The sequence below is a fragment of the Acinetobacter brisouisimilis genome, assembly GCF_000368265.1.
GTDB lineage: Bacteria > Pseudomonadota > Gammaproteobacteria > Pseudomonadales > Moraxellaceae > Acinetobacter.
Genome location: NZ_KB851221.1, coordinates 1 through 20,205 on the forward strand (window position 1 = coordinate 1; position 20,205 = coordinate 20,205).

Genomic DNA, 20,205 nt, shown 5'->3' on the forward strand with positions numbered 1-20,205 from the left:
CAAGGAATTTATAGTGATATGACAAGGAATTTATAGTGATATAGGGCTTGAAAGCATTGCCATATAAGCCTTTCAGCCAGCCTAAAAGCATTAAAAGAATTTAAAAATAATTAAAAATAGAGCTTTCCTGTGGATAACTTTTAGTTTTATGTTGTTTAGCAATTAAACAAGGAATTTATAGTGATATAAAATTGGGAAATAAAAATGGACTATTCATACAGAGAACAGTCCAAATTCGTAACCTGAATAATGATTAACCCAATTAATAGCCTGTTACACGATTAACAAATTTAGGAATAGTGCCTTTCATACGATATTTATTAATATTTTGAGCAACAATTGCAGATGCAGTCTTTCTGTTTGTTGGGGCGGAGATATGGGGGAGTATGAAGCTATCCTGCAGGTGATATATCTATCAAAAGCTCAAGCGTAAATAGAAAAATATATGATTAAATAATAATCTATACATAATTATTGTAATTTATAATAATTATCATTATATATACAATATCTTTATAAAAAATGTGACTAATTATGGATTTATATACTATTTCAATAGCTTTTTTGGCGTTGATATTAATTGTTTTGGTAATCTCAATTTTTAATGATTGGAAAAAAAACAATCTTTCATTTAGAAAAATGCACTCAAAGAGAAAAACTTTAGTGAACTTATTTATGGGCATTTTTAGGCGTAAAAAATAGATATCAACTCAAATACTTAACTATCTTTAGACTATACATAAAAAAGAAAATGATCGTTTTTGCTTTTATGCTATCAATAAACTATCATTTAAAGCATAAATCATGTGATTTATGAATTTTATTATTTTACTCTAAATTTTAAGTCTAAATGATTGATTATGACCGTTAGAATCTATGTAAGAGCATCTACCAAAGACCAAGATGCAGAAAGAGCTTTAGATGATTTGATCCAGTTTAGCCAAAACTATGCGGATCATTTTGTTGCCTATATCGAAAACTTTTCTGGGACAAAGCTCAATCGCCCTGAATTGAGCAAATTGTTGAATGAGTCAGAGCAGGGGGACATTCTACTGGTTGAAAGTGTTGATCGCCTGTCACGGCTCTCTCAAGACGATTTTGATACGCTGAAGCAGCAAATCAAGGCAAAAGGCTTAAAGTTGATTGTGGTGGATTTGCCAACCACACATGGCATGATTCAGGATGGTATGACCAACGAAATTTTACATGTGGTAAATGCCATGCTGATTGACCTGCTAGCAACCATGGCTCGACTGGACAATGATAAGCGTCGGGAACGCATTAAACAGGGCTTATTGCGTTCAGGCTATAAACCTTCAGGTAAGAAAGCCAATACAACCAAACATGAGCGAATCAAGCAGTTATTGCAGGTGGAGACAATGACCCGTGAGGAAATTGCCAAAGCGGTTGGGGTAGGGGTGGCAACAGTGTATCGAGTAGCAAAGTTGGTATAGATAGACTGGATGAATAGCCACCGATTTTGTAGGCACCTTTTAGTTAGATAAACTGTCTCTAACAAACTCAACTTGGTTCAGTGCATAGAAGAAAAGGAGATTAATAATAGTTATGGATTTTGAAAGTATTGCATTAATTAGGAATGCCATAAAAAATAATGACTTAAATACGCTAAAAGAAATATTTACTACTTTTCCTAAACTTATGTCTATTGATACACCATTTGGGACATGGCTTCATGTTGCATCTAGTAGTGGGACATTAGAAATAGTTAAGTATTTAGTACTCCAAGGGCTAGATCCTAATAAAAAGGGTGGTACATTTGGTGGAAATATATTGAATACAGCTGCTTCAAGTGGTCATATAGATATAACAGAATATTTGCTATCATTAAATAATGTAGAGATGGATATTAGTGAACCAGAAAGAAATCCTTTATTTGGTGCAATAATGAAAGGGAATCTGAATATAGTTAAAATCTTAATAGAAAATGGAATTGATTATAAAATCTCTTATACAGGAGACTATATGAATAATATGGATGCAGAAGGATTTGCCTTAGAACGAGGCGAGAAAGAAATAGCAGATTATTTACACTTATTAAAAAAATTATCTCATAAAAAAAGACTATAAATTATATTAATATTTCTATAACTTGGAAAAGGCAGAGGGCTTAAAATTGATTGTAGTGGATCTGCCAAGCATGCAATTGCATGATTCAGGATGAAAAACTAATACAGCCAAACATGAGCGAATCAAGCAGTTATTGCAGGTAGAAACGATGACCCGTGAGGAAATTGCTAAAGCGGTTGGGGTAGGGGTAGGGGTAGCAACGGTGTATCGAGTCGCAAAGTTATCATAAAATAGAGCTATAAATCTTAAAGGGCAGCTAAGAACTATAGATGGATTGTGAGGTTGCTTGAAAAAGGTAGAATGGTTGAAGTTAATTATTTGATATTAAGGAGTGTTTTTATTCTTGAACTTGCTGTGTATTAAGTGCCGAACTTGTTCCAAGTTACTGGCAAAAGTGAAGGGTTTTAGTGAATTAGAAATTAAATGCCCTCGTTGTAAAAACATCAATTCTTATATGAGCACCCAGAGTGCCTTACCTGATTGCCTAGAGCAACTTTCTGTATCGGGTAAGATCCATGACACAAACCAATGAACTAGTAAAATATAATCCCAAAGGGCATAGCTTTAGCGGCTGGTTAGGCGGTAAATCTCAACTGGCACGCACCATTATTGATTTAATGCCTGAACATAAAAACTATGTAGAGGTCTTTGGTGGTGCTGGATGGGTATTATTTAAAAAGACAGCCTCTCAGGTTGAAGTGATCAATGACATCAATGATGACCTGATCAACTTGTACCGTATTTTAAAATTTCACTTTGATGCCTTCTTGGCAGAGTTTGAATTGCAGTTATTTTCACGCACGACATTTAATGAAATGCGCAAAAATGATCGGGGCTTAACTGATATTCAACGTGCAGCAAAATTCTATTATTTGCTCCGTGCTGCATTTGGATGCCAGTTGGATGGTTCGTTTTCTTATTCCCGTGATCGAAAAAGCCGACTCAAACTCGGTGATGAATTGAGAACTCATCTGGTTTCAATTCATGAGCGTTTGCAAAATGTGGTGATTGAAAACAACAGTTACACGTATATGTTAAAAAGAATGGATGGGCCTGAAACGCTATTTTATCTAGATCCACCATACTGGGACTGTGAAAACATGTATGGTAAAGGCATCTGGACGAAAGAAGATTTTTATACGCTGAAGGAAAAGCTCGATAAAGTTCAGGGTAAATTTATCCTGAGTTTAAATGATGTTCCTGAAGTACGAGAGTTATTTAAAGACTACACAATGACTCATCGTAAGATTCGTTGGTCAGTGAATAGCAAAGCTGCTCATGAAGAACATAATGGCAATGAGCTGATTATCTATAATTTTTAGTGTAAGCATTTACTGACAAGGATTCAGGACATTTGCCAGTAGGTAGTTAGGCTGAGTTTGCTATCATGCACTCATGAAGAACAGGACGTTCAAGAACTTAAATGTTCACTCATCAGGATGTGAGGTACGACAGGACTCATGCCTAGAACCAAATATAGAAAGCCCTCGACAGGATGTCGGGGGCTTTTTTATATTATCTGAGCTAAATTTCAGGAAGTCATTTAAAGTTGAGATATTTGATGGCTATTCAATATTCCTCACCAACCTTACTTTAATTAAGCTAAAAAAGCATGAAGACAGGATGAAAAAGTTTGCGTTGGCTATATGGTAATTAAGTAAATGAAATATATAAATTTATTAGATAATTTATTAAGTAAATATCTTGTGGATTCTGAATTTTTAGATGGAAATAGCTTATTAGAGTGTGATTTCTTAGATACTTATTCCAATACGATAGCTACATGGTTTAATGCTAATAAGCTAGATATTTTTTCTATGAAGCAATGGAGCATGGAAGAAATGAGGTATATAAATGAAATAATTATAAAATATGGTGAATATATTGATCCTTATAAATCATGGAAAGATGTACCAATTTCTTATTTAAAAAAGTATTCTTATGGAATTAATTACTTAAAACCTGAATCTTATAAATTTTATATACAATCTTTAATGTGGAATTATACAAAAAATAGAAATATTTTTATAGAAGAAATTAATTCTTTAGAGCCATGGCTTTATTCATTATTTCCATTAAATGAAGACTATAGTGTAGATGATATAAAATTTAATAAACTCAATAATATAAACTTAATTGAAGGTAAATTAATATCATATTTTTTATTTTGTATATATCATGATTCATTGATTCCTGAAGATATAAAGTTTCTAGCTAAAGATATGAATGACTTCTTTTGGATATCTTGGAAATATCTATTGCCTTAGGTAAATTGAAAAGTAAAAATTTGAATAGTTAGTAATTTATAAAATAATGAATTTATGAAAAACAAGATCTAAGATACGACCAGCATGTCTAGAACTAAATATACAAAGCCCTCGACAGGATGTCGGGAGCTTTTTTGTTAGAAACTATTTAAATTTTAAGCATGTTGTACTGTTAGCTTTAAACCAAGTGCATTTACTACACGATTAATCGTATCAAAACGAGGTGCTGAATCTTGACGAAGTGCTTTGTAAAGAGCTTCACGTCCAATACCTGCTTCTTTCGCAATTTGAGTCATACCTCTTGCTTTGGCAATTACACCAAGCGCATGGGCTAATTCAGCAGGATCATTCTCTTCAAGAACCATATTGAGGTATATCACAATGTCTTCTTCAGTTTTGAGTGACTCAGCCATATCAAAACTTGGTAAATCAGCGACTTTAACCATTTTAATCCTCCAATGTTTTCGATAGTTTGACTGCTCGATCGATGTCTTTGCTTTGCGTGGATTTTTCACCACCACCTAGCATGACAATCACAACATCACCATGTTGGATGTAGTACATTCTCCAACCAGCCCCAAAGGTCTCTTTCATTTCCCAAACTCCTTCTCGGAGTGGTTTTATCTCTCCCCAATTCCCGCGTTGAACTTTATCTAATCTGCGATTCAAGCGGATTCGGGTCATATTGTCTTTAATACCATCTAGCCATTCATCAAATTCAGGCAGACGTTTAATTTCAATCATGGGAGTTCCTTCTTATCTTACTTTATTGTATTCGATCGAATACATAATGCAAGATTTTTATCCCAAGGGTTATCCGCAGAAATTGTGGATTCTTTCGGTCATAAAAGGCTTATAAAGCATATGGAATTACTAATTTTGATTAAAAATCATCAATTTTATTGGCGAAATATTCCAGAATTGAACATAAAAAAGCCGACATGTTTCAAAGTCGGCTTTTTTGATGTTTTTTGGTTTTTTGAAATTGGTCAAGTTATTGATTTATATTGTTTTAAATGAATGCGTTTCGTATAGCGACCATTATGTTAAATAGAAGCTGATTTGGTTGAAAATTATAGTTTTTTAATAATGTATGAATCGTAATCTCAGCCTATAAGAGAAAGCACAATTCCCCCTTGCATAGATACGGCCGATGCGTGGCTCCGTCATCCCGAATCAGGTGTACGACAATACTTTAAGAGCAAGCAATTTTTGCAGGCTCTTAGGGTGAATATTGCCGAAACTCTCTCAACGTGCACCTGTCAGCCCGACGGCTGTGGGGAATGAGTGAGATCATTATTTATTGCTAGATATCCTATTAAATCCTTTTAGGTATTGGTCAAGTATCCCAGTATAATGGAGTAATCTAAACGTATTTCTATCTATAGCATCTTGTTTATGAGATTCAGTAATACTACAAATCTCACATATCTCGGATTCTGTAAATAAAGGTTGTGGACAGTTTTTACATGTTTTATGGGCTGAAATAATTTCTTCTTTCTCTTTGTCAAAAACAAAAGATTCACCATCTAAATCTGTTAAAAACGGTGAAGAAGAAGTTTTACTAATATTAAAGTTGTAAACTTTTATCTTATATCTTTTTGAAATTTTGATTAGCCTATCTTTGTTTGTCTGAGATATATTTTTCCCTAAAATTATAGACTTAACGGCTGAAATTGGAATAAATAGAATATCGTTTGAATCGACTTTTTCAGTATAATTACCTGTTTCTACAAAACGGCATTCTTTTTCATAGCTCCATTCTTCTAGTTTTGAAAAGTATGCATTATACATTACGGTTTGTCTTAGAAACTCTAAGTATCTAGGCTTTAAAGTTTCAGAAGCCATTTGTAACGTTTTAGCTATATTTGTACTTGGTTCTGACAGATAGTTCATATTTTTTATTGATGCATCAGGGAAACATTCTTTTAATATTTGATCATCATATTCAATAGCATAACCCATATTGTTGCTTCCATAATGTGCCCACATAGGTAATGAAACTATTGACCTAGAAAAACAGGTAGTTGGAAGTTGTGGGATTTCTTGTATAACATCATTATAAAAAGCTAAATCACGAGTACTTACAGAGGTATCTAGCCCTAAAAATAGTTCATATGGATCATTGTAATCCTTAGGTAAGGAACATTTAATAGCGCAAAAATAGTCTCTAATAAAAATTTTTTGTATTAAATCTTCATCTTTTGGAAAAAATTTATATAACGACATAATAAAAAATACTCATATATAGCTTATCAGTAAGATTCAAACATCTACATTTTTATATATAAAATTAATGTAGATTCTCTAAAGTTAACATAATACACCTTATACAAAATCGGTTGTTTTATTTGTTTTAATTCAGTATCTTATATTTTATATTAAAGCCCGATTCTCACCAATCGGGCTTTTTAGTGGATTTTTCACGTTCCACGCCTATTTTTTGAGCATTGTTCCACGTTTTTGCTTAGTGATTCTCAAGAATTCCATCAGAAGATTCTCTATTTTTTAATTTGCCGCTTTCACCTGCCGAATCATATTCCTTCTAGCATTCAGCCTTGGTAATTCACGCTTTAACCTCTTTTCCGCTGCTTTTTTACTATGATAAACATGACTGATCACTTTAGCATTGGACTGATCCCCCAGTGTCACCCAGTAACGTGGCGCTAGGCTTTTACCGATGGTGTATTGGGCTTTCACTCCTGTATAGGGCTTCATCTCCAATTGATTATGCGCCTTGAATTTGCCTGTTTCTAAATCCAGTAAGGAATATTCTTGATTGGCACGTTGCTGAGCGGCGGCTTTGCTTTCATACAAATAAGTAAAGTGCTTCGGATGGCTTTGATCACCTTTTTTAATCGGAATGGCTTGACTGCCTTCCTGATAATAAACCACCACCCCTGTCCATTTTTTATCTTTCTCGGTGACAAACTGGTCTTCAAACAAATCTGAGACATCATCCGCATCTGGAAAGAAGATCTCCAGCTCCAAATCGGTGGTATAGCCACCAGAACTGTCCAAATTGTCGGTGACGCTGCTGGCCAACCAGTAAATCGCATCAATGTCCTCTTTTAAGCCCTGAAATAAAAAGGTCATCTCTGGGATCAGTTGCGGTTCGCCTTTGGCCAGTTTATAGCTCAGCGTGGCTGCGGTACGTTTCAAATGATTCAGCTTGGCCCGTGCGGTGAATATGGCACTGTCCTTGTCGCGGTGAACATGACGCAACTCCTTGATGTTCTGATTGCTTTGGTCACCGACCACCACTTCCAGTTTTTTTGCCATTTTTGCATCATAATAGAATGCCCGCACCGCTGTGACTTCTTCCCCGCCATCGCTAAAACCATAGCGGTGATTATCCCCGTTATTGCGCTGGATCAGCATAGTGGGTAGATTCTGCCCTGATGCCGATTGGCTCAGCCCCTTGAGCATAAACAGTAAGCTGCCATTTTTCACCGTAGCAATTGCATCATGTTCATCGGCAAGACGGGTCAGCAGATTGGCATCTGATTCATTCTGATCGATATGGATAATTTTATGGGTGGCCAGTTCAGGCGACACTTGAAACTTTAAACCTTGCTCAATGGCAATCTTTTCAATCAGATCACCCAACAAGATATTGTCAAAGCTGCGTTCGCGCTTTTGCTTGAGTGTGGTTTTTAGGTCAGCACTGGTGGCACGCAGGCGTAAGATATCAGGCGCACCCGAATGTTCGGCTTCTTTGACGATATAGCTGCCCTTATACACCAGACCTGTAATATCCCAACCTAACCATGCTTCAATCACTGCGCCTTTGCTGGGAATATTCAGTAAACCATCATGATCGGATAAGGATAGATCCAGCGTATCAATTTCCAAACCGCGTTTATTTTCAATCCGCATTTGAATCAGGCGATTATTCACTTTGCTGGAAATATCGATGCCATCCACCACCAGTTTAAATATGGCTTTGGGATAACTATTGAGTACGCCTTTGACGGTAGAGCTTAAGGTGGTCAATAAGGTCATGATGCAAGCCCCAGTAAGCTACCGACCACATTACCAATCAGCGTTCCTGGTCGCATGGTTTGGGTCAGGTTTAATGAAAACTCGATTTTGCTCGGTGTCCCATCCTTAAAAAAATAGCTCTGGGTTTCCTGTAAATCATTCAGGGTATATAAACCAAACACCTTTCCTGTTCCGCCAATCAAGGGAAAGGACATGCCTGTATCTCCCATGATCCGTAAGGCGCTCATGCTCATCGGCGAACCAAATTCAGGCACAATCGAGCCTTCCAGTGAGATGGTGTCCTCACCTCGCCCCACAAACTGATAGGCAGGCATTTCCCCAACCCTTGCATTGCTGACATGTCGCCAAGCAGTTTTTCGCACCAGTTGTTGATAGGTTGCAGTGGGAATCGCAAAGGGAAATACTCCAAAGATCATCATCATGGCTAAAATCCTTATTCATCATCAAAGAAGCGTGTGCGGGCTTGGGCTTGTTTTTCTCGCTCACGACGCTGTAAAAACTGTTCAAATTGTTGGTAAAGATCCTGTACCGAATGCCCCTGCTGGGCATGGATCTGCACGGTAATAGTGTCACCTTCAATCACAATTGGGCGGCTGGCTTTGCTCGATGCAGGGGTCAGCTGCACCGCTTTAACTTTGGTGACAATCGATTGAATGCTGGCGATGGGGTCAAAGACTTCTCGTGGAGTATTGCTTTGTGCCAGTTGCCCTAAAGCATTGCTGAAACGGCTTTTCAGATCGACTTGTGGGGCATTGCCCTGAAACAGATCCAGTACCGTATTGAACTTGTTTTTCAGGCTTGGAAAACCCTGATCCAGACCGACATTAATCCCCTGCATGATGAAATGCCCCAGCCCTGCCATCACCCGTGATGGGCTGTGAATGTCCATCTTTTTACGCATCCAGTCAGGCATATAGTTATTGATTTCCTGCCACTTGCTTTGCAGCTTGTCAAAACCCTGATTTAAGCCCTTGATTAGCCCTTCAATGATCATCTGACCAAAGCCTGTAAACTTGCTGGGTAACTCCACCCCGAACCAGTTCATCACGCGGGCAAAAACAGCATAGAACAGCCCGATGGGCGACCAGTTCAGAATCAGGGCAGACAGTCCTGCCAACCCGCCACTAAATACGGCTTTGATTTCTGCCCAGCGTGCAGAAAACCACATTCCAACAGGGGCAAACACGGTGCTGATGGCATTCCATGCACTTGCAGCACTTTGGCTGACAAAGCCCCATGCCTCACTGGCCCCAGTTTTAATCTGCGCCCAACGCTCCGAGAACCACAGTCCAATCGGGGCAAACAACAGATTGATGCTATTCCATGCTTCACTGGCTCCCAATTGGAGACTCATCCAGAGATCAGCAAAGAAGCTGCGGATACTCGACCAGTTGGCAATAATCAGGCGAGGAATACCAATCAGTGGAAACAGGAAGGTCAGCAATGGATTATTGGCAAATACACTATCCACGGACTGAATCATGCTCTTGATCGAGTTGATGCCTGTCTGAAAGACATTGGTTACCCTTGACCAGATCTCCGTAAAAAACTGCTTGATTGGCGTCCAGTTGCGGTAAATCAGATAGGCTGCTCCTGCAATCAAGCTCACCGCTAAAATGATCGGATTGGTTAGCATCATCCGCCCTGCCAGCAGGAACATTCTGCCCAGCCACAATAAACCTGCCCCTAAAAGTTTGACAGGACTCAGTAACACCTTAAAGGCGATACTCACGGCTGTGCTGGTAATACTGAGCGTGGACAGCATCAACCTGAGACTCAGTACAGTTAAAATCAACGGTGACAACAAGGCCAGCGTCCCCCCAATCGCAATCAGCCCTGCAGCAGCAATCAGTAATCCAGTGCCCAGTGTTTTGGCTAAGGCTGGGTTTTTCTGCATCCAGCCTGTAAACACCTGCATGGCATGACTTGCCATAACCAAGGCTTGGGTATAGATGGGCAGAATCGTTTGCCCAAATTGCAAATAGGCATCATGCAGTTTGGCTTTGGCTTCAACTTCCTGACCTGCAGTGGTATTTCTGGCTTGTTTATCCAGTTGCTCGATATTGTCTGCACCTTCATTCAGGCGCATGTTTTTATGAATATTTTCCCGCTGCAAATACATGGTTGAAAACAGTTGCGATGCAGTACGGTTACTAAAGATGCTACCAATCGCATCCACCACATCGCTTTCTTTGGTAATGCCTTTGGCTTTTAAAGTCGGTAATAGCACCTGTTCCATCCAAGCGAACTGGTCTTTCTTGAACAGCGCTGCACCCTTGATTGCCCCAATATCCAGATAGGCAATTTGCCCGACCTTGTCATTGTGAACCTTGCGTTTATCGGCAATCAGGCCGAGATCATCCAGATGGTTGGCGACCCGTTTGGTGGTACGTCCCTGATACAGGTTGGCATAAGCAGACATCATGGCTGTCCCGACCCGATAGCCTGACATTTCCTGCACTAAAGGTTCCAGTTTGTAATAGAACGCCTTGTTATCAATCCCTTTAGCTGCGATACCCCCCGTTTTGATCAGGTTCAGCCATTCCTCGGCCTGTACCCGTCCCCCTGTGGCGGTAATCACCTGCTGGATCATGTTGGCTTGTTCTTTAAATGCCGCTTCACTTTTTAAGCCATTCCGCATTTCGATAACTTTGAGCATGTCCATGAATTTCTTTTCATTTTCAGCCCCATGTTCTTCACCATACATGGCTTGGTTGGCAAACTTCATCTTGGCCAGCATGGGTGCAACCATCTTGGCATGATGCACATCGGCAAAAGCGGTGATGCCGTCCCGCACCAGCGTCATGTTATCTAAGGTACTGGTACCGAAAGTTTTCATGGCCTTGGCATATTGAATGGCTTCAAGGGTGGATTTCTTACCTAAACCCAGTGAGCCAATCCGATGCTCTTCCACATCCAGACGTTTGCTTTCCTCAATCGGTTTACGCATCTGATATAAAGCCGCAACCCCTGTGCCTGCTGCCCCAACCCCATACATCGCCATTTTCTGCGTGCCTGTGCTGAGTCGGTTATGACTTTGCTGTAAGCGACTGAGATTGGCCAGTTTATTTTTCTGGCTCTCGATAGAACTGTTGGCAGCGGTAATGCGACGGGTCAGATCGGTTTGTTGCTGGGCAAGATTGTGCGTGGAAAAGCCTGCCTGATTCAGTCCAGTGCGTAGCTGCTGCAGCTTGATCTGATTCTGGCTATGCGCCTCTTTGAGTTTGCGTGCCTGTGTGGTGGCTTTATCAAATTCACGGCTTAATGCATCGGATGGGTTGCGTGCCATCTCCTGCCGTAAACTTTTAATGCGGGTTTGAATGTCTTGTAAGGCTTTGGCGCTGTCTTCGGTGGCTTTTTTCTGTTTGATATAGCCATCGATCTGCTTTTGCTGGTCGTTGAGTTTTTTTAGCTCATCACGGGCTTGTTTGCTTGCGCTGGCCGCAGCTTTACTGCTGCTGACCAGCAAACGCAACGCGGGTGAAAGTTTGTCCTTTGATCCAAACAGAATTTCAAGGCGTAACGGTTTCATTCGGCATCATTTCCATTTCGTTCAATGGCTTTTTGATGCCATTGCATCAGTTGATAAAGTGACATCTCGTCATAAAACTGCGGTGGCCAGTGAAAGATCACCGCAATATTGGCAATCGCATCGTCTACAGTTGGCGTAACATTTCCGCACGCACTGACTTCGGCTGCAAAAAAAGCACGAACACTCCACCAATCTGTGCCAGATCCGCAGGGTCAAGTTGGGCAATCTGTGCCTTGGTTAAACTCGGCGTACAGACCCGCGGCAACACGGTACAAATCGCCAAAGTATCGCCTTGCGCCAGATCACTGAGCTTGATGCCCTGTAAGGCCGCCACGTTTGGTTTACGAATCTCTAGGCTTTCAATCTTTAAATCGCCCATCATTAATGGGCTGTCCAGATCAATTCGCTGTGAATCCTGTTGCAAGATGTCGCGGTTTTCAGTCTGTTGTTGTTCAGTCATGGGATGTTCCTAAAATCAAAAAAAGTCATCACACCCCACTGGCGATCACCAGTGGGGTACAAAATTAAAGTCCAATGTTTTCACGGTGCTTGGCGTACAGATCCACCCCGTTGACGGTGCAGATCAGATTCGGGATATCGATTTCAATCACCACAGCACCATCAATGCTCAGCTTGTAATAGCTCCAGATAGTTTTCATGGTCATTTCGGTGTCGTCCCCGGGTTTGGCATTGCCGAAGTCGATTTCTTCATGACGACCACGCAGCGAGATTTCCACGGCTGTGGTTTCACCCGTATCGTCACGCTGATAAGAGCCTGCGAAACGTAAACCAAAGGCAGAAATTGAAGCTGCGCCATATTGCTGGATCACCAGCGGATCAATCCCACCGAGTTTCCATGTCATTTCGATCATGTCGTCACTGAGACCGAAGTCCACCTTGACGTTGCCCATCAGACCACCGCCACGCCAGTTCTCCAGCTTGCGTCCCAGTTTAGGTAAGGTCACCTCACCTGTTTGTCCAAGGTAGGAATTACCGTCGTTAAACAGGTTCATCAGTTTGAGTTTTTTGGGTAAAGCCATAGTCTTATCCTGTTACTCGCGCAGCAAAGTCCACCAAATAGCGGTCGGTAATGCGTTGACGTAAGGTGAGATTTTCCAAAGGTGGGACTGGGGTATAGTCATAATCGATATAGAACTTGCCGCTTTTTAACACCTCCTTGCTGTTGATGGCTGGATCTAGCCAACATTGACCCCCGAGTAAATAAGTGCCTGTCATTTCGCGTAATTTGGCATTGATGCCATCAATGATGTCGCGGGCCAGACTTGGCGTCAGCGGTTTATCCACCGCCCACATGTGCCCTTCAGCCATGGTATCAGCAAGGATTTGTGCAGTACGGGTATAGTTTTCAAAAGCAAATAGCGGATCATCGGAACAGGTTCGTGAACCCCAGAAGCGGAAACCATCACGCTGGATCAGGGTGGTCACCTCATGCTCATTCAGGTAATTGGCATCGGTGGTCGAGTCCTGCAGCTGGAAATACACATCTTTGCTAATCCCCGTCACACCATTGACCGCGACGTTGGATAAGGTTTTATGCCAACCGATGTCATTGTCGATTTTGGCGCGTAAACCTAAAGCACGCGCAGTGGCATCAAAGCTGCTGGTGGCGTTGAGTGTCGTGTCCCAGCCCAAGAAGTCTGGCCACAGCACCATCAACTCACGTGCACCGAAAGTTTGACGGTAAGCTGTGGCTTGTTCTTTGCTTTCACAAGAAAAAGCCGAGACATAGGCAAAAGCCCGCAGCTGCTGCGCCAGACTGGTGGCCACGGCTGCCGCGTCCAGTCCTGGTGCACCTAAAATTCGCGGCTTGACCCCAAGCTGGGCTTCGGCGGCCAGCAAGGCTTTCATACCTGTATATTTGCCGTTGACTGTGCCGCCAATCACTGCAGAAGTTTGCTGAGCCTGACCGCTGAGTTGTTCAACCCGCACCACCACGGTGGCGGCATTGGCTTGATCGGCAATCGCTTGTAAGGAACGCGCCAACGTACCCTGCGTACCAGCCTTGTCAATCGCGGCTTGGGTATTGGTGATCAGAACGGGGGTATTCAGGGGAAACTGGTCAGGGTCAGCATCGGATGCGGTGCTGACCATGCCAATGATGGAGGAGGAAACAGTCTGGATCGGACGGGTACCGTCATTCAACTCCAGTGTCTTCACTCCGTGATGATAGGAATCTGCCATAAAAAAACCTGTGATCTGGTAAATTTTTTTCAGATCACAGGGTTACAGAGTCATTTTAAAATTGCATCGAGTAAAAGTTCTAAAAGAGGGAATAAAGACTTTTACTCAGCATGGATTAAATTCAATACATCAGGATTATTTTTCAGAAAGTCTGCTAGCTTTTGCTCAGGGGATTCTGCAACAGTGAGTTTCGGTTTCGCCACCAGTTGCCATGTGAGACCATCCCAGCGTGGATGCTGATCCTCTGCCCAAGTGGCGGGCACAGTGGTTTCGGTACAATGCGCAGGCAAATGAAACACGCCTTGCTCCAGCGGGCTTTCATCGGCAATGGTGGTGCCGAGATATAAACCTGAAGCATCATACTGATAGACGATTTTTTCAGTCATGTGATCGGCTCCTTAATATTTGATACAGGCCAGCAAGGCGATATTGCGTGGGCGGGTTTCTTCACCAACCACCCCAATGGCATTCGGATTACTCTCTTTGTATTCAGCGCCATCATTGGTGTAATAAAAATAATTATCGTAGTCGACCCCGCCACTGGTACCCATCTTGCTACGGGTACTGCTGTTGCCAAACACCCAGTTGGCAGTGGCTTCACCAAAACTCAGGTGCTTATGCTTTTGCAGTTGCTGGCTTTGTTTACTGCCCAAGACCCGATCCAGATCAATGCCCCGTCCATCATCCCAGCTACGAATAAACTCACCCCGACAATCAGGCAGGTTAAAGGTATTTACCCCATCCCCAGCACCAAAGCTGGTGCCGATCTCGGCAAATAATTCGGCATACACCGTGCGGGAAATGGCTGCGCCATTGGCTTTGAGATAGCCTGTCGGGGCTTTATTCATGGCAAAGTACACCACAGCACCTGCAGGCATGCCATTGCTGCGGCTCTCCGCTTTACTGAACACATCCAAGTGGTTACGGGCAAGGGCTTTGTCCTCGACATCGGCCAGATTCTCGGCTTGGGCCAGAGGATAAGGTGCTGTGCCTAAAGGCTCATTCTGCACGCATAAAATCTGACTGCCTGCCGCATAGCTTTGCCCCAGTTGGATTTTGGTGGCGGATAAGGCTTGCCAGCCCTCAACACCTGCTTTCTGACTGATGCGTTGCCCGTTGATATACACTGCCAAGCCTGTCGTGGTTAGTTGTGACAAGATCACTTGGGTCTGCTGCTCCACCAGCTGCTGTTCTTCTTCCAGCGTATCGACAAAAACATTGCTGGCGCTGGGATCTTCCCAGACCACATCACCATCCAGATTGGACTTTTTCTTCAGCACTTGCCCTGTGGTGCCCCCGCCAATCAGTAAGCCTGCGGTGATGGTATTCAGAATCCAACTATGCGTGGCAATCACCACATTCGGATCAACCTGCAGTTGAATCGTGGAAGCATTACTGACCATAAACGGAATACGGATCACCGTATCGTTAAATGCCCCATCATTGGCAACAGGCTTATAAGTGTCGGGTAAATTGCCCACCAGAATCAGGTTGCCATTGCTGTCAAACACCCCGACTTCACGCATCACAAAGCCGCCTGCACTGACAGGGATAATCATCTCCACGGTAAACTTGTTGGCATTTTCAGGGTCTTGAAACACCCGATTGATTGGGGTTCTAAAGCTTTCCCGAACCAGCTGGTTCTGTGCAGGGTCAGGGCTGACCGCATAGCCCTGACCATCACCCACAGCCATGTGAGTTAAACGTAGCTGTGTGCCTTGCGCTTCAGCCTGTGCTAAAAGTTGCAGTCCTTTACGGGTATGAATGCATTGATAATTCATGCGCTGACTCCTGAAGCTTCACCACGTGGGCAAGTCCCCCAGACAGGGTAATGCTGGGTCGTCAAGGCACTGCCAGCAGCAAATTGATCAGGCAATACCGTGATCTGTGCCATGCACCATGCCGATAAATCCTGATTAAAGAGCAATGCATTCAAGAACATGGCATTCATATTATGTGCATTCTTGGTATTCCACGCTGACAAGGATTGATTAAAGACTTTATTGCCTTCAAACATTGACCAGAACATCGTACCGTTGGATACATCCCATGTTTGGATTGACGCATGATTAAATGCCGAATAGGCAAACGTCCCTGTGAAATTTGTGACCTGACTCACGTTCCAGTTGAGTGGCTGGTTAAATGCCAGCGTTCCCCAGAAGGTATAGTTTAAAGACTCAATCTGTGAGATATCCCAATTGGAGAGATTGGCATCATTGAAGATTTCACAGCCCGAGAACATGGAGTCGAGACAACGCACATTCGGACATTGCTCAGGTACGCTGCTCAAATGAATGGATTTATAGGCAGGCAGATACTGGGTCGCAGATGAACCTGCATGCCAGATACGGTTTAAAGCACGGCTTGGATAGGACACAATCTCAGAGAGCGCTGGGCCACCCAGACGTACATCACTGTTTTGATCTGCATCCGCTTTGAGAATACACAGGGCTAAACCTGCACGTTCGGCTGAAATGTTACTCAGCCCTGTATTCAGATTCAGTACATCGCCATTGGCAAACTGGATTTGCTGGATATTCTCACTGATCAACATACCCTCAAGCAGTTGGGCTTGAAGGGTATTTTCCGCATCAGACTCAATCTGAACCTCGGAGAGTGGATTCAGGCACACGCTATAATTGCCATACTTGGCATTGGCATTCTGATCCAGTTGCCCGACAGTTGGGTTGTAACCATTATCTGCACCCGTGATGAAACCGACATCTGCGTATTCATCGCCCGTTAATGAGGTCGAATCTGAGCTGGTACGAAGCTGTACACGTAAGGGCTGATCCGAGATATTTTCAACTAAAAAAACAAAGTTTGGATCATAGGCAATATTCGGATCTAGCGCCTGATAATCACGAACCGCCAACCAGTCCCCAAGGTTTTGACTGATATATTGACGGAAGGTGTCATAGAAGCGTTGATCGGCAACTGCATCAATCCGATAGCTCTGCTGATTGAGGGTAATTTCACTATACAGGCCGTCAACGCCACTGTCATCAACACCGATGTTTACAGCCACTTGATGGGTGGCATTCACACAACTGATATTGAGCAGATTAAATCCTGCCAAGCAGAAAATCACATTACCGCTCTGGTTACGTGCCAGTGTCGGGTTATCATTGCCCAGACGTGGATCGGCAATATCTCCCGTATAGCCCACCAGCTCAATCCGATGATCGCTGCTGTCTAGGTTTTTAAAGTTGATGGTGTTGTTGCCATTGAGACGTTCTGTTGAAATGGCGAGAATACCTTCAGGTAAACCGTAATCCCCCCAACCTTGTTTGGCATAACTGATACCATCCACAATCATCGCAGAAATACTGTTGTAGAGCATGAAGTCACTGTCATTAATCAAGCGGACTTGTGCGGTTGCCCCTTCACAACTGATGCTGGGTTGCTCTGGAGTGCTTGGCTGACCTAGCTGTTCCAGCTTGAGATTGATCTGGCTAATCTGCTGACCCAATTGACTGATCTGCTCGCTAAACTGCGCTTGCCAGTCCTGTTGGCTTTGCTGGGTCTGCTGCAGCTGCTCCAGCAATCCTCTTAAATATTCGGTGCGATTGAGCAGGGCTTTGGCCTGTTCATTCATATTGCCGTTTTCACCGCCCTGTGCGTATTCATGACTTTCCAGCAGGCGCACATCCGACCATAACTTTTTGCCGACCAAATTCACCATCAGCGTTTTACTCCATTCAGTTGTTGAGAACCATCCAGTGACCATGACCCGTTCAGGGCCAGTGAACCTGCCACCCCGACAAAGTCAATTTCACAGCCCAGACACAACACGGCTGCAGCGCAGGCAGTCACATCACTGCGAACCACCACGCTTTGTCCTAACAGGTGTGATCTGAGGTTTTTATTGATGCGAATGGCACTGGCCAGTTCATCCACCAATTGGCTCTGGGTTGCCCCGATTTGATTGATTTCGATATAGATATTGAAGGTATAGGGGGTGCCTTGCGGGCTGGTCTTGAACCATTCCTCCACCCGACAGCTGATGCCGATGGCATTCATGGCGGTTTCTAACGCCCCAATGGTGCCTTTGTGGCAATGCACGTCATAGGCTGCAGCAATGGTGTTGCGCTTCTGCTGCTCTGACCAGTCCTTGTTCCAGTAATCCACCGAGCGTTCCCATGCCAGCCATGGCAAGACCACGCGGGGTGCTGTTTGTGGATGATTCAGAGAACGGGTCAGGATTGGCACGTCGGCAATGCGGGCAAAAGCCTGATCAAAACAGCGTTCAAAGACAGTGGCATTTGGCGGCAGTAAACTCGACATGCTTAATTCTCCAGTGTGCGGATGCTGACATTGATCGCGGTACAGTAGGCCGCCTGACCCACGGCTAATTTAAAATTCTGGGTTGGGCTGAGCAGCTCGACACTGGACACGCCTGGTCGGTGTAGGGCCTGATAAATCCCTGACAAGGCAGGCGCTTTACTTAAGGCATGGCTCTGCTGGGTATAGCTGGCCAGTTCGGCTTGTGCCTTTTGTAGAATCACATCCGAGTCAGGCCCAGCCTCAACTTCCAGCACTGCCTCGACTTCATATTCAACAATGCTGGCGGAAAACACCTGCACCTGATCGGTGAGTGGGCGGATCTGCTTCTGATTCACCGCCAGATTGACCGCATTGAGCAAATCCTCCTGTGCCTGTCCATTATTCTCGCTGGACAGCACATACAGATTGACCACCCCAGCACTGGGTGAATCGGGCTGGATATCCTTGACCCGTACATCGGCATTCATGCCATGAAAGATATAAGAGCCTTCCGAACCTGCGGTGGTATAGCCTTCAGGCGCCAGCTGCACACGGGTACGTAAGGCATCATCGGTTTCCAGTACCGCCTCTTGGCTGCTGCTGGCTTCACTGATCACCTTACGCTGTAAATTGCGTTCTGCTGCCTTATGTTCCAGATCTGAACCTGTGGCATAGGCCAGTAACACCGCTTTGGCGGATGAATTGGCACGTTGTCTGAGCAGCATTTCCCGATAGGCAAAGGCTTCAGCTAACTTGTAGGCAGGATCAGATTCACGTAACTGCGGATAATCCACCCCCAATGTCTGCATCCGTGCATAAAAGTCCTGAATGCCTGCACTGAGAATGACTTCATAATCAATTTCTTCGACCACTTCGGGGGGATCAAGTTGGGAAAGGTCGATGGCACTGTTTGCGCTGGTCATTTAAGCGATTGCTCCCATTTTCAATGGAATGTTTAAATTCAGGCTCTGTCCAGACAGCAGATGCACCGCTTCAAGGTCGATCATCAGACCGCCTGAACTGATGTTGGACACGGCAATTTTTTCGATGCTGATACGGTTTTCCCAACGTAAAATCGGGGTGTAAATGGCACTGTAGAGTTGAACAATCAGTGCATCATTCACAGGCTGATCAATCAGATCCGCAAGGCGTGAACCATAATTGCGACGCATGATGCGTAAATTGAGTGGTGTGGACAGGATATCGGTCAGCGATTGCTGAATGCTGTCGATCTCATCCTGTAAAAGCTGGCCAGTGCTGCATGACATCATGGAATAGGTTCTCCTGAATCATCCGAGCCTGCTTTAACCTTGCTGGTTTTATGGTGTCTAAGGGAAATATCCCCAGCCTTAACATCGCCATCGGTGGTAATGCCTTCGGTGACATGTAAGCTGCCATTGATGCGACAATTTGCGGTGATGATCGCTTCTGCCCCTTCAGGCAAAATTGCCTGTAGAGAATGGTTCTCTGTGTCGTAACTGATCAGTGCCCCATCTTCAAACAGGCGTAACTTGATGTTGGGATTATTAGAAATAGTGGGGTGATCTTCATTATTTAAACCACAAAGTACCACGCCCAAACCCAGCTCACCGCAGGGGCTAAACACCACACATTCCTCACCAATACTCGGTAAATCATGGCTTCGGTCTGCCCCCGCCCGTAAATTGATCAGGCGTAATTGATGGGTCACGATGTCGCCTAAATTGACCGTGACGGTATGGAAAGGTTCGGCTGGGGTAACGCTGTCAATTCGACCCAAACGGATCAAATTCTCCAAGCGACGGGAAGTATCTGCATTCATGCTGCAATCGTGTTGCAGCGGTTTTATTTTTGCAGCAAGGATGA

The 20,205-nt window shown here is 43.6% G+C and carries 22 protein-coding genes and 1 pseudogene; 6 read left to right on the forward strand and 17 right to left on the reverse strand.

The features are described from left to right. Positions 1-860: 860 nt before the first annotated feature. From F975_RS15015 to F975_RS15035, 6 genes and pseudogenes are all read left to right on the forward strand, one after another. Positions 861-1,454, forward strand: coding sequence for a recombinase family protein (locus tag F975_RS15015; RefSeq protein ID WP_004755176.1), 594 nt, complete (start codon positions 861-863; stop codon positions 1,452-1,454). A gap of 112 nt (positions 1,455-1,566) precedes the next feature. Beyond that, entirely contained in the window at positions 1,567-2,088 is a 522-nt protein-coding gene (locus F975_RS15020; protein WP_004755178.1) for an ankyrin repeat domain-containing protein, read from the forward strand. 94 nt (positions 2,089-2,182) lie between these two features. After that, a pseudogene (locus tag F975_RS16065) lies at positions 2,183-2,317 on the forward strand (recombinase family protein); the annotation flags it as partial. A gap of 102 nt (positions 2,318-2,419) precedes the next feature. Then, the gene (locus tag F975_RS16205; RefSeq protein WP_081399824.1) at positions 2,420-2,620 is read left to right on the forward strand and encodes a Com family DNA-binding transcriptional regulator; all 201 of its coding nucleotides are present in this window, start codon (positions 2,420-2,422) and stop codon (positions 2,618-2,620) included. Beyond that, complete coding sequence (locus F975_RS15025) at positions 2,604-3,410, forward strand: DNA adenine methylase (RefSeq protein WP_004755180.1); 807 nt, start codon at positions 2,604-2,606, stop codon at positions 3,408-3,410. Before F975_RS16205 ends, F975_RS15025 begins: the two co-directional genes overlap by 17 nt. Positions 3,411-3,749: 339 nt before the next feature. Then, positions 3,750-4,355 carry a hypothetical protein gene (locus tag F975_RS15035; protein ID WP_004755182.1) on the forward strand — a complete coding sequence of 202 codons (606 nt, stop codon included), beginning with the start codon at positions 3,750-3,752 and terminating at the stop codon, positions 4,353-4,355. 155 nt (positions 4,356-4,510) lie between these two features. On the opposite strand, the gene F975_RS15040 is transcribed toward F975_RS15035, so the two are convergent. The 17 genes from F975_RS15040 to F975_RS15120 all read right to left on the reverse strand — a co-directional run bounded on the left by F975_RS15040 (position 4,511) and on the right by F975_RS15120 (position 20,161). Beyond that, complete coding sequence (locus tag F975_RS15040; RefSeq protein ID WP_004755184.1) at positions 4,511-4,801, reverse strand: addiction module antidote protein; 291 nt, start codon at positions 4,799-4,801, stop codon at positions 4,511-4,513. A gap of 1 nt (position 4,802) precedes the next feature. Further along, on the reverse strand, positions 4,803-5,099 hold the full coding sequence (locus F975_RS15045; protein WP_004755186.1) for a type II toxin-antitoxin system RelE/ParE family toxin: 297 nt from the start codon (positions 5,097-5,099) through the stop codon (positions 4,803-4,805). Between the two features lie 552 nt (positions 5,100-5,651). Beyond that, positions 5,652-6,584, reverse strand: a complete 933-nt coding sequence (locus tag F975_RS15050; protein ID WP_004755188.1) for a DUF2971 domain-containing protein — start codon at positions 6,582-6,584, stop codon at positions 5,652-5,654. A 279-nt stretch (positions 6,585-6,863) separates the two neighbouring features. Next, a complete protein-coding gene (locus F975_RS15055; RefSeq protein WP_004755190.1) occupies positions 6,864-8,360 on the reverse strand; it encodes a contractile injection system protein, VgrG/Pvc8 family in 1,497 nt (498 codons plus the stop codon). Further along, complete coding sequence (locus F975_RS15060) at positions 8,357-8,782, reverse strand: phage tail protein (protein WP_004755191.1); 426 nt, start codon at positions 8,780-8,782, stop codon at positions 8,357-8,359. Before F975_RS15060 ends, F975_RS15055 begins: the two co-directional genes overlap by 4 nt. Positions 8,783-8,793: 11 nt before the next feature. After that, the gene (locus F975_RS15065) at positions 8,794-11,892 is read right to left on the reverse strand and encodes a phage tail tape measure protein (RefSeq protein WP_004755193.1); all 3,099 of its coding nucleotides are present in this window, start codon (positions 11,890-11,892) and stop codon (positions 8,794-8,796) included. Further along, a complete protein-coding gene (locus F975_RS15625; RefSeq protein ID WP_034426446.1) occupies positions 11,889-12,008 on the reverse strand; it encodes a GpE family phage tail protein in 120 nt (39 codons plus the stop codon). Before F975_RS15625 ends, F975_RS15065 begins: the two co-directional genes overlap by 4 nt. Positions 12,009-12,016: 8 nt before the next feature. Then, entirely contained in the window at positions 12,017-12,352 is a 336-nt protein-coding gene (locus F975_RS15075; RefSeq protein WP_004755195.1) for a phage tail assembly protein, read from the reverse strand. A 64-nt stretch (positions 12,353-12,416) separates the two neighbouring features. Beyond that, on the reverse strand, positions 12,417-12,932 hold the full coding sequence (locus F975_RS15080; protein ID WP_004755197.1) for a phage major tail tube protein: 516 nt from the start codon (positions 12,930-12,932) through the stop codon (positions 12,417-12,419). 4 nt (positions 12,933-12,936) lie between these two features. Beyond that, positions 12,937-14,094 (reverse strand): phage tail sheath protein, encoded by a 1,158-nt coding sequence (locus F975_RS15085; protein ID WP_004755199.1) that lies wholly within the window; start codon positions 14,092-14,094, stop codon positions 12,937-12,939. A gap of 101 nt (positions 14,095-14,195) precedes the next feature. Then, on the reverse strand, positions 14,196-14,480 hold the full coding sequence (locus tag F975_RS15090; RefSeq protein WP_004755201.1) for a hypothetical protein: 285 nt from the start codon (positions 14,478-14,480) through the stop codon (positions 14,196-14,198). Between the two features lie 12 nt (positions 14,481-14,492). Then, positions 14,493-15,875: a phage tail-collar fiber domain-containing protein gene (locus tag F975_RS15095; RefSeq protein ID WP_004755203.1), complete on the reverse strand. Its 1,383-nt coding sequence runs from the start codon at positions 15,873-15,875 to the stop codon at positions 14,493-14,495. Beyond that, the gene (locus tag F975_RS15340) at positions 15,872-17,824 is read right to left on the reverse strand and encodes a BspA family leucine-rich repeat surface protein (protein WP_081399825.1); all 1,953 of its coding nucleotides are present in this window, start codon (positions 17,822-17,824) and stop codon (positions 15,872-15,874) included. The genes F975_RS15095 and F975_RS15340 overlap by 4 nt, the downstream gene beginning before the upstream one ends. Further along, on the reverse strand, positions 17,779-18,381 hold the full coding sequence (locus F975_RS15105; RefSeq protein WP_004755207.1) for a phage tail protein I: 603 nt from the start codon (positions 18,379-18,381) through the stop codon (positions 17,779-17,781). The genes F975_RS15340 and F975_RS15105 overlap by 46 nt, the downstream gene beginning before the upstream one ends. Positions 18,382-18,383: 2 nt before the next feature. Next, complete coding sequence (locus tag F975_RS15110) at positions 18,384-19,283, reverse strand: baseplate assembly protein (RefSeq protein ID WP_004755208.1); 900 nt, start codon at positions 19,281-19,283, stop codon at positions 18,384-18,386. After that, positions 19,284-19,631, reverse strand: a complete 348-nt coding sequence (locus F975_RS15115; RefSeq protein ID WP_004755211.1) for a GPW/gp25 family protein — start codon at positions 19,629-19,631, stop codon at positions 19,284-19,286. It lies immediately after the preceding gene. Then, complete coding sequence (locus F975_RS15120) at positions 19,628-20,161, reverse strand: phage baseplate assembly protein V (RefSeq protein ID WP_004755213.1); 534 nt, start codon at positions 20,159-20,161, stop codon at positions 19,628-19,630. Before F975_RS15120 ends, F975_RS15115 begins: the two co-directional genes overlap by 4 nt. Between the last annotated feature and the right edge of the window lie 44 nt (positions 20,162-20,205).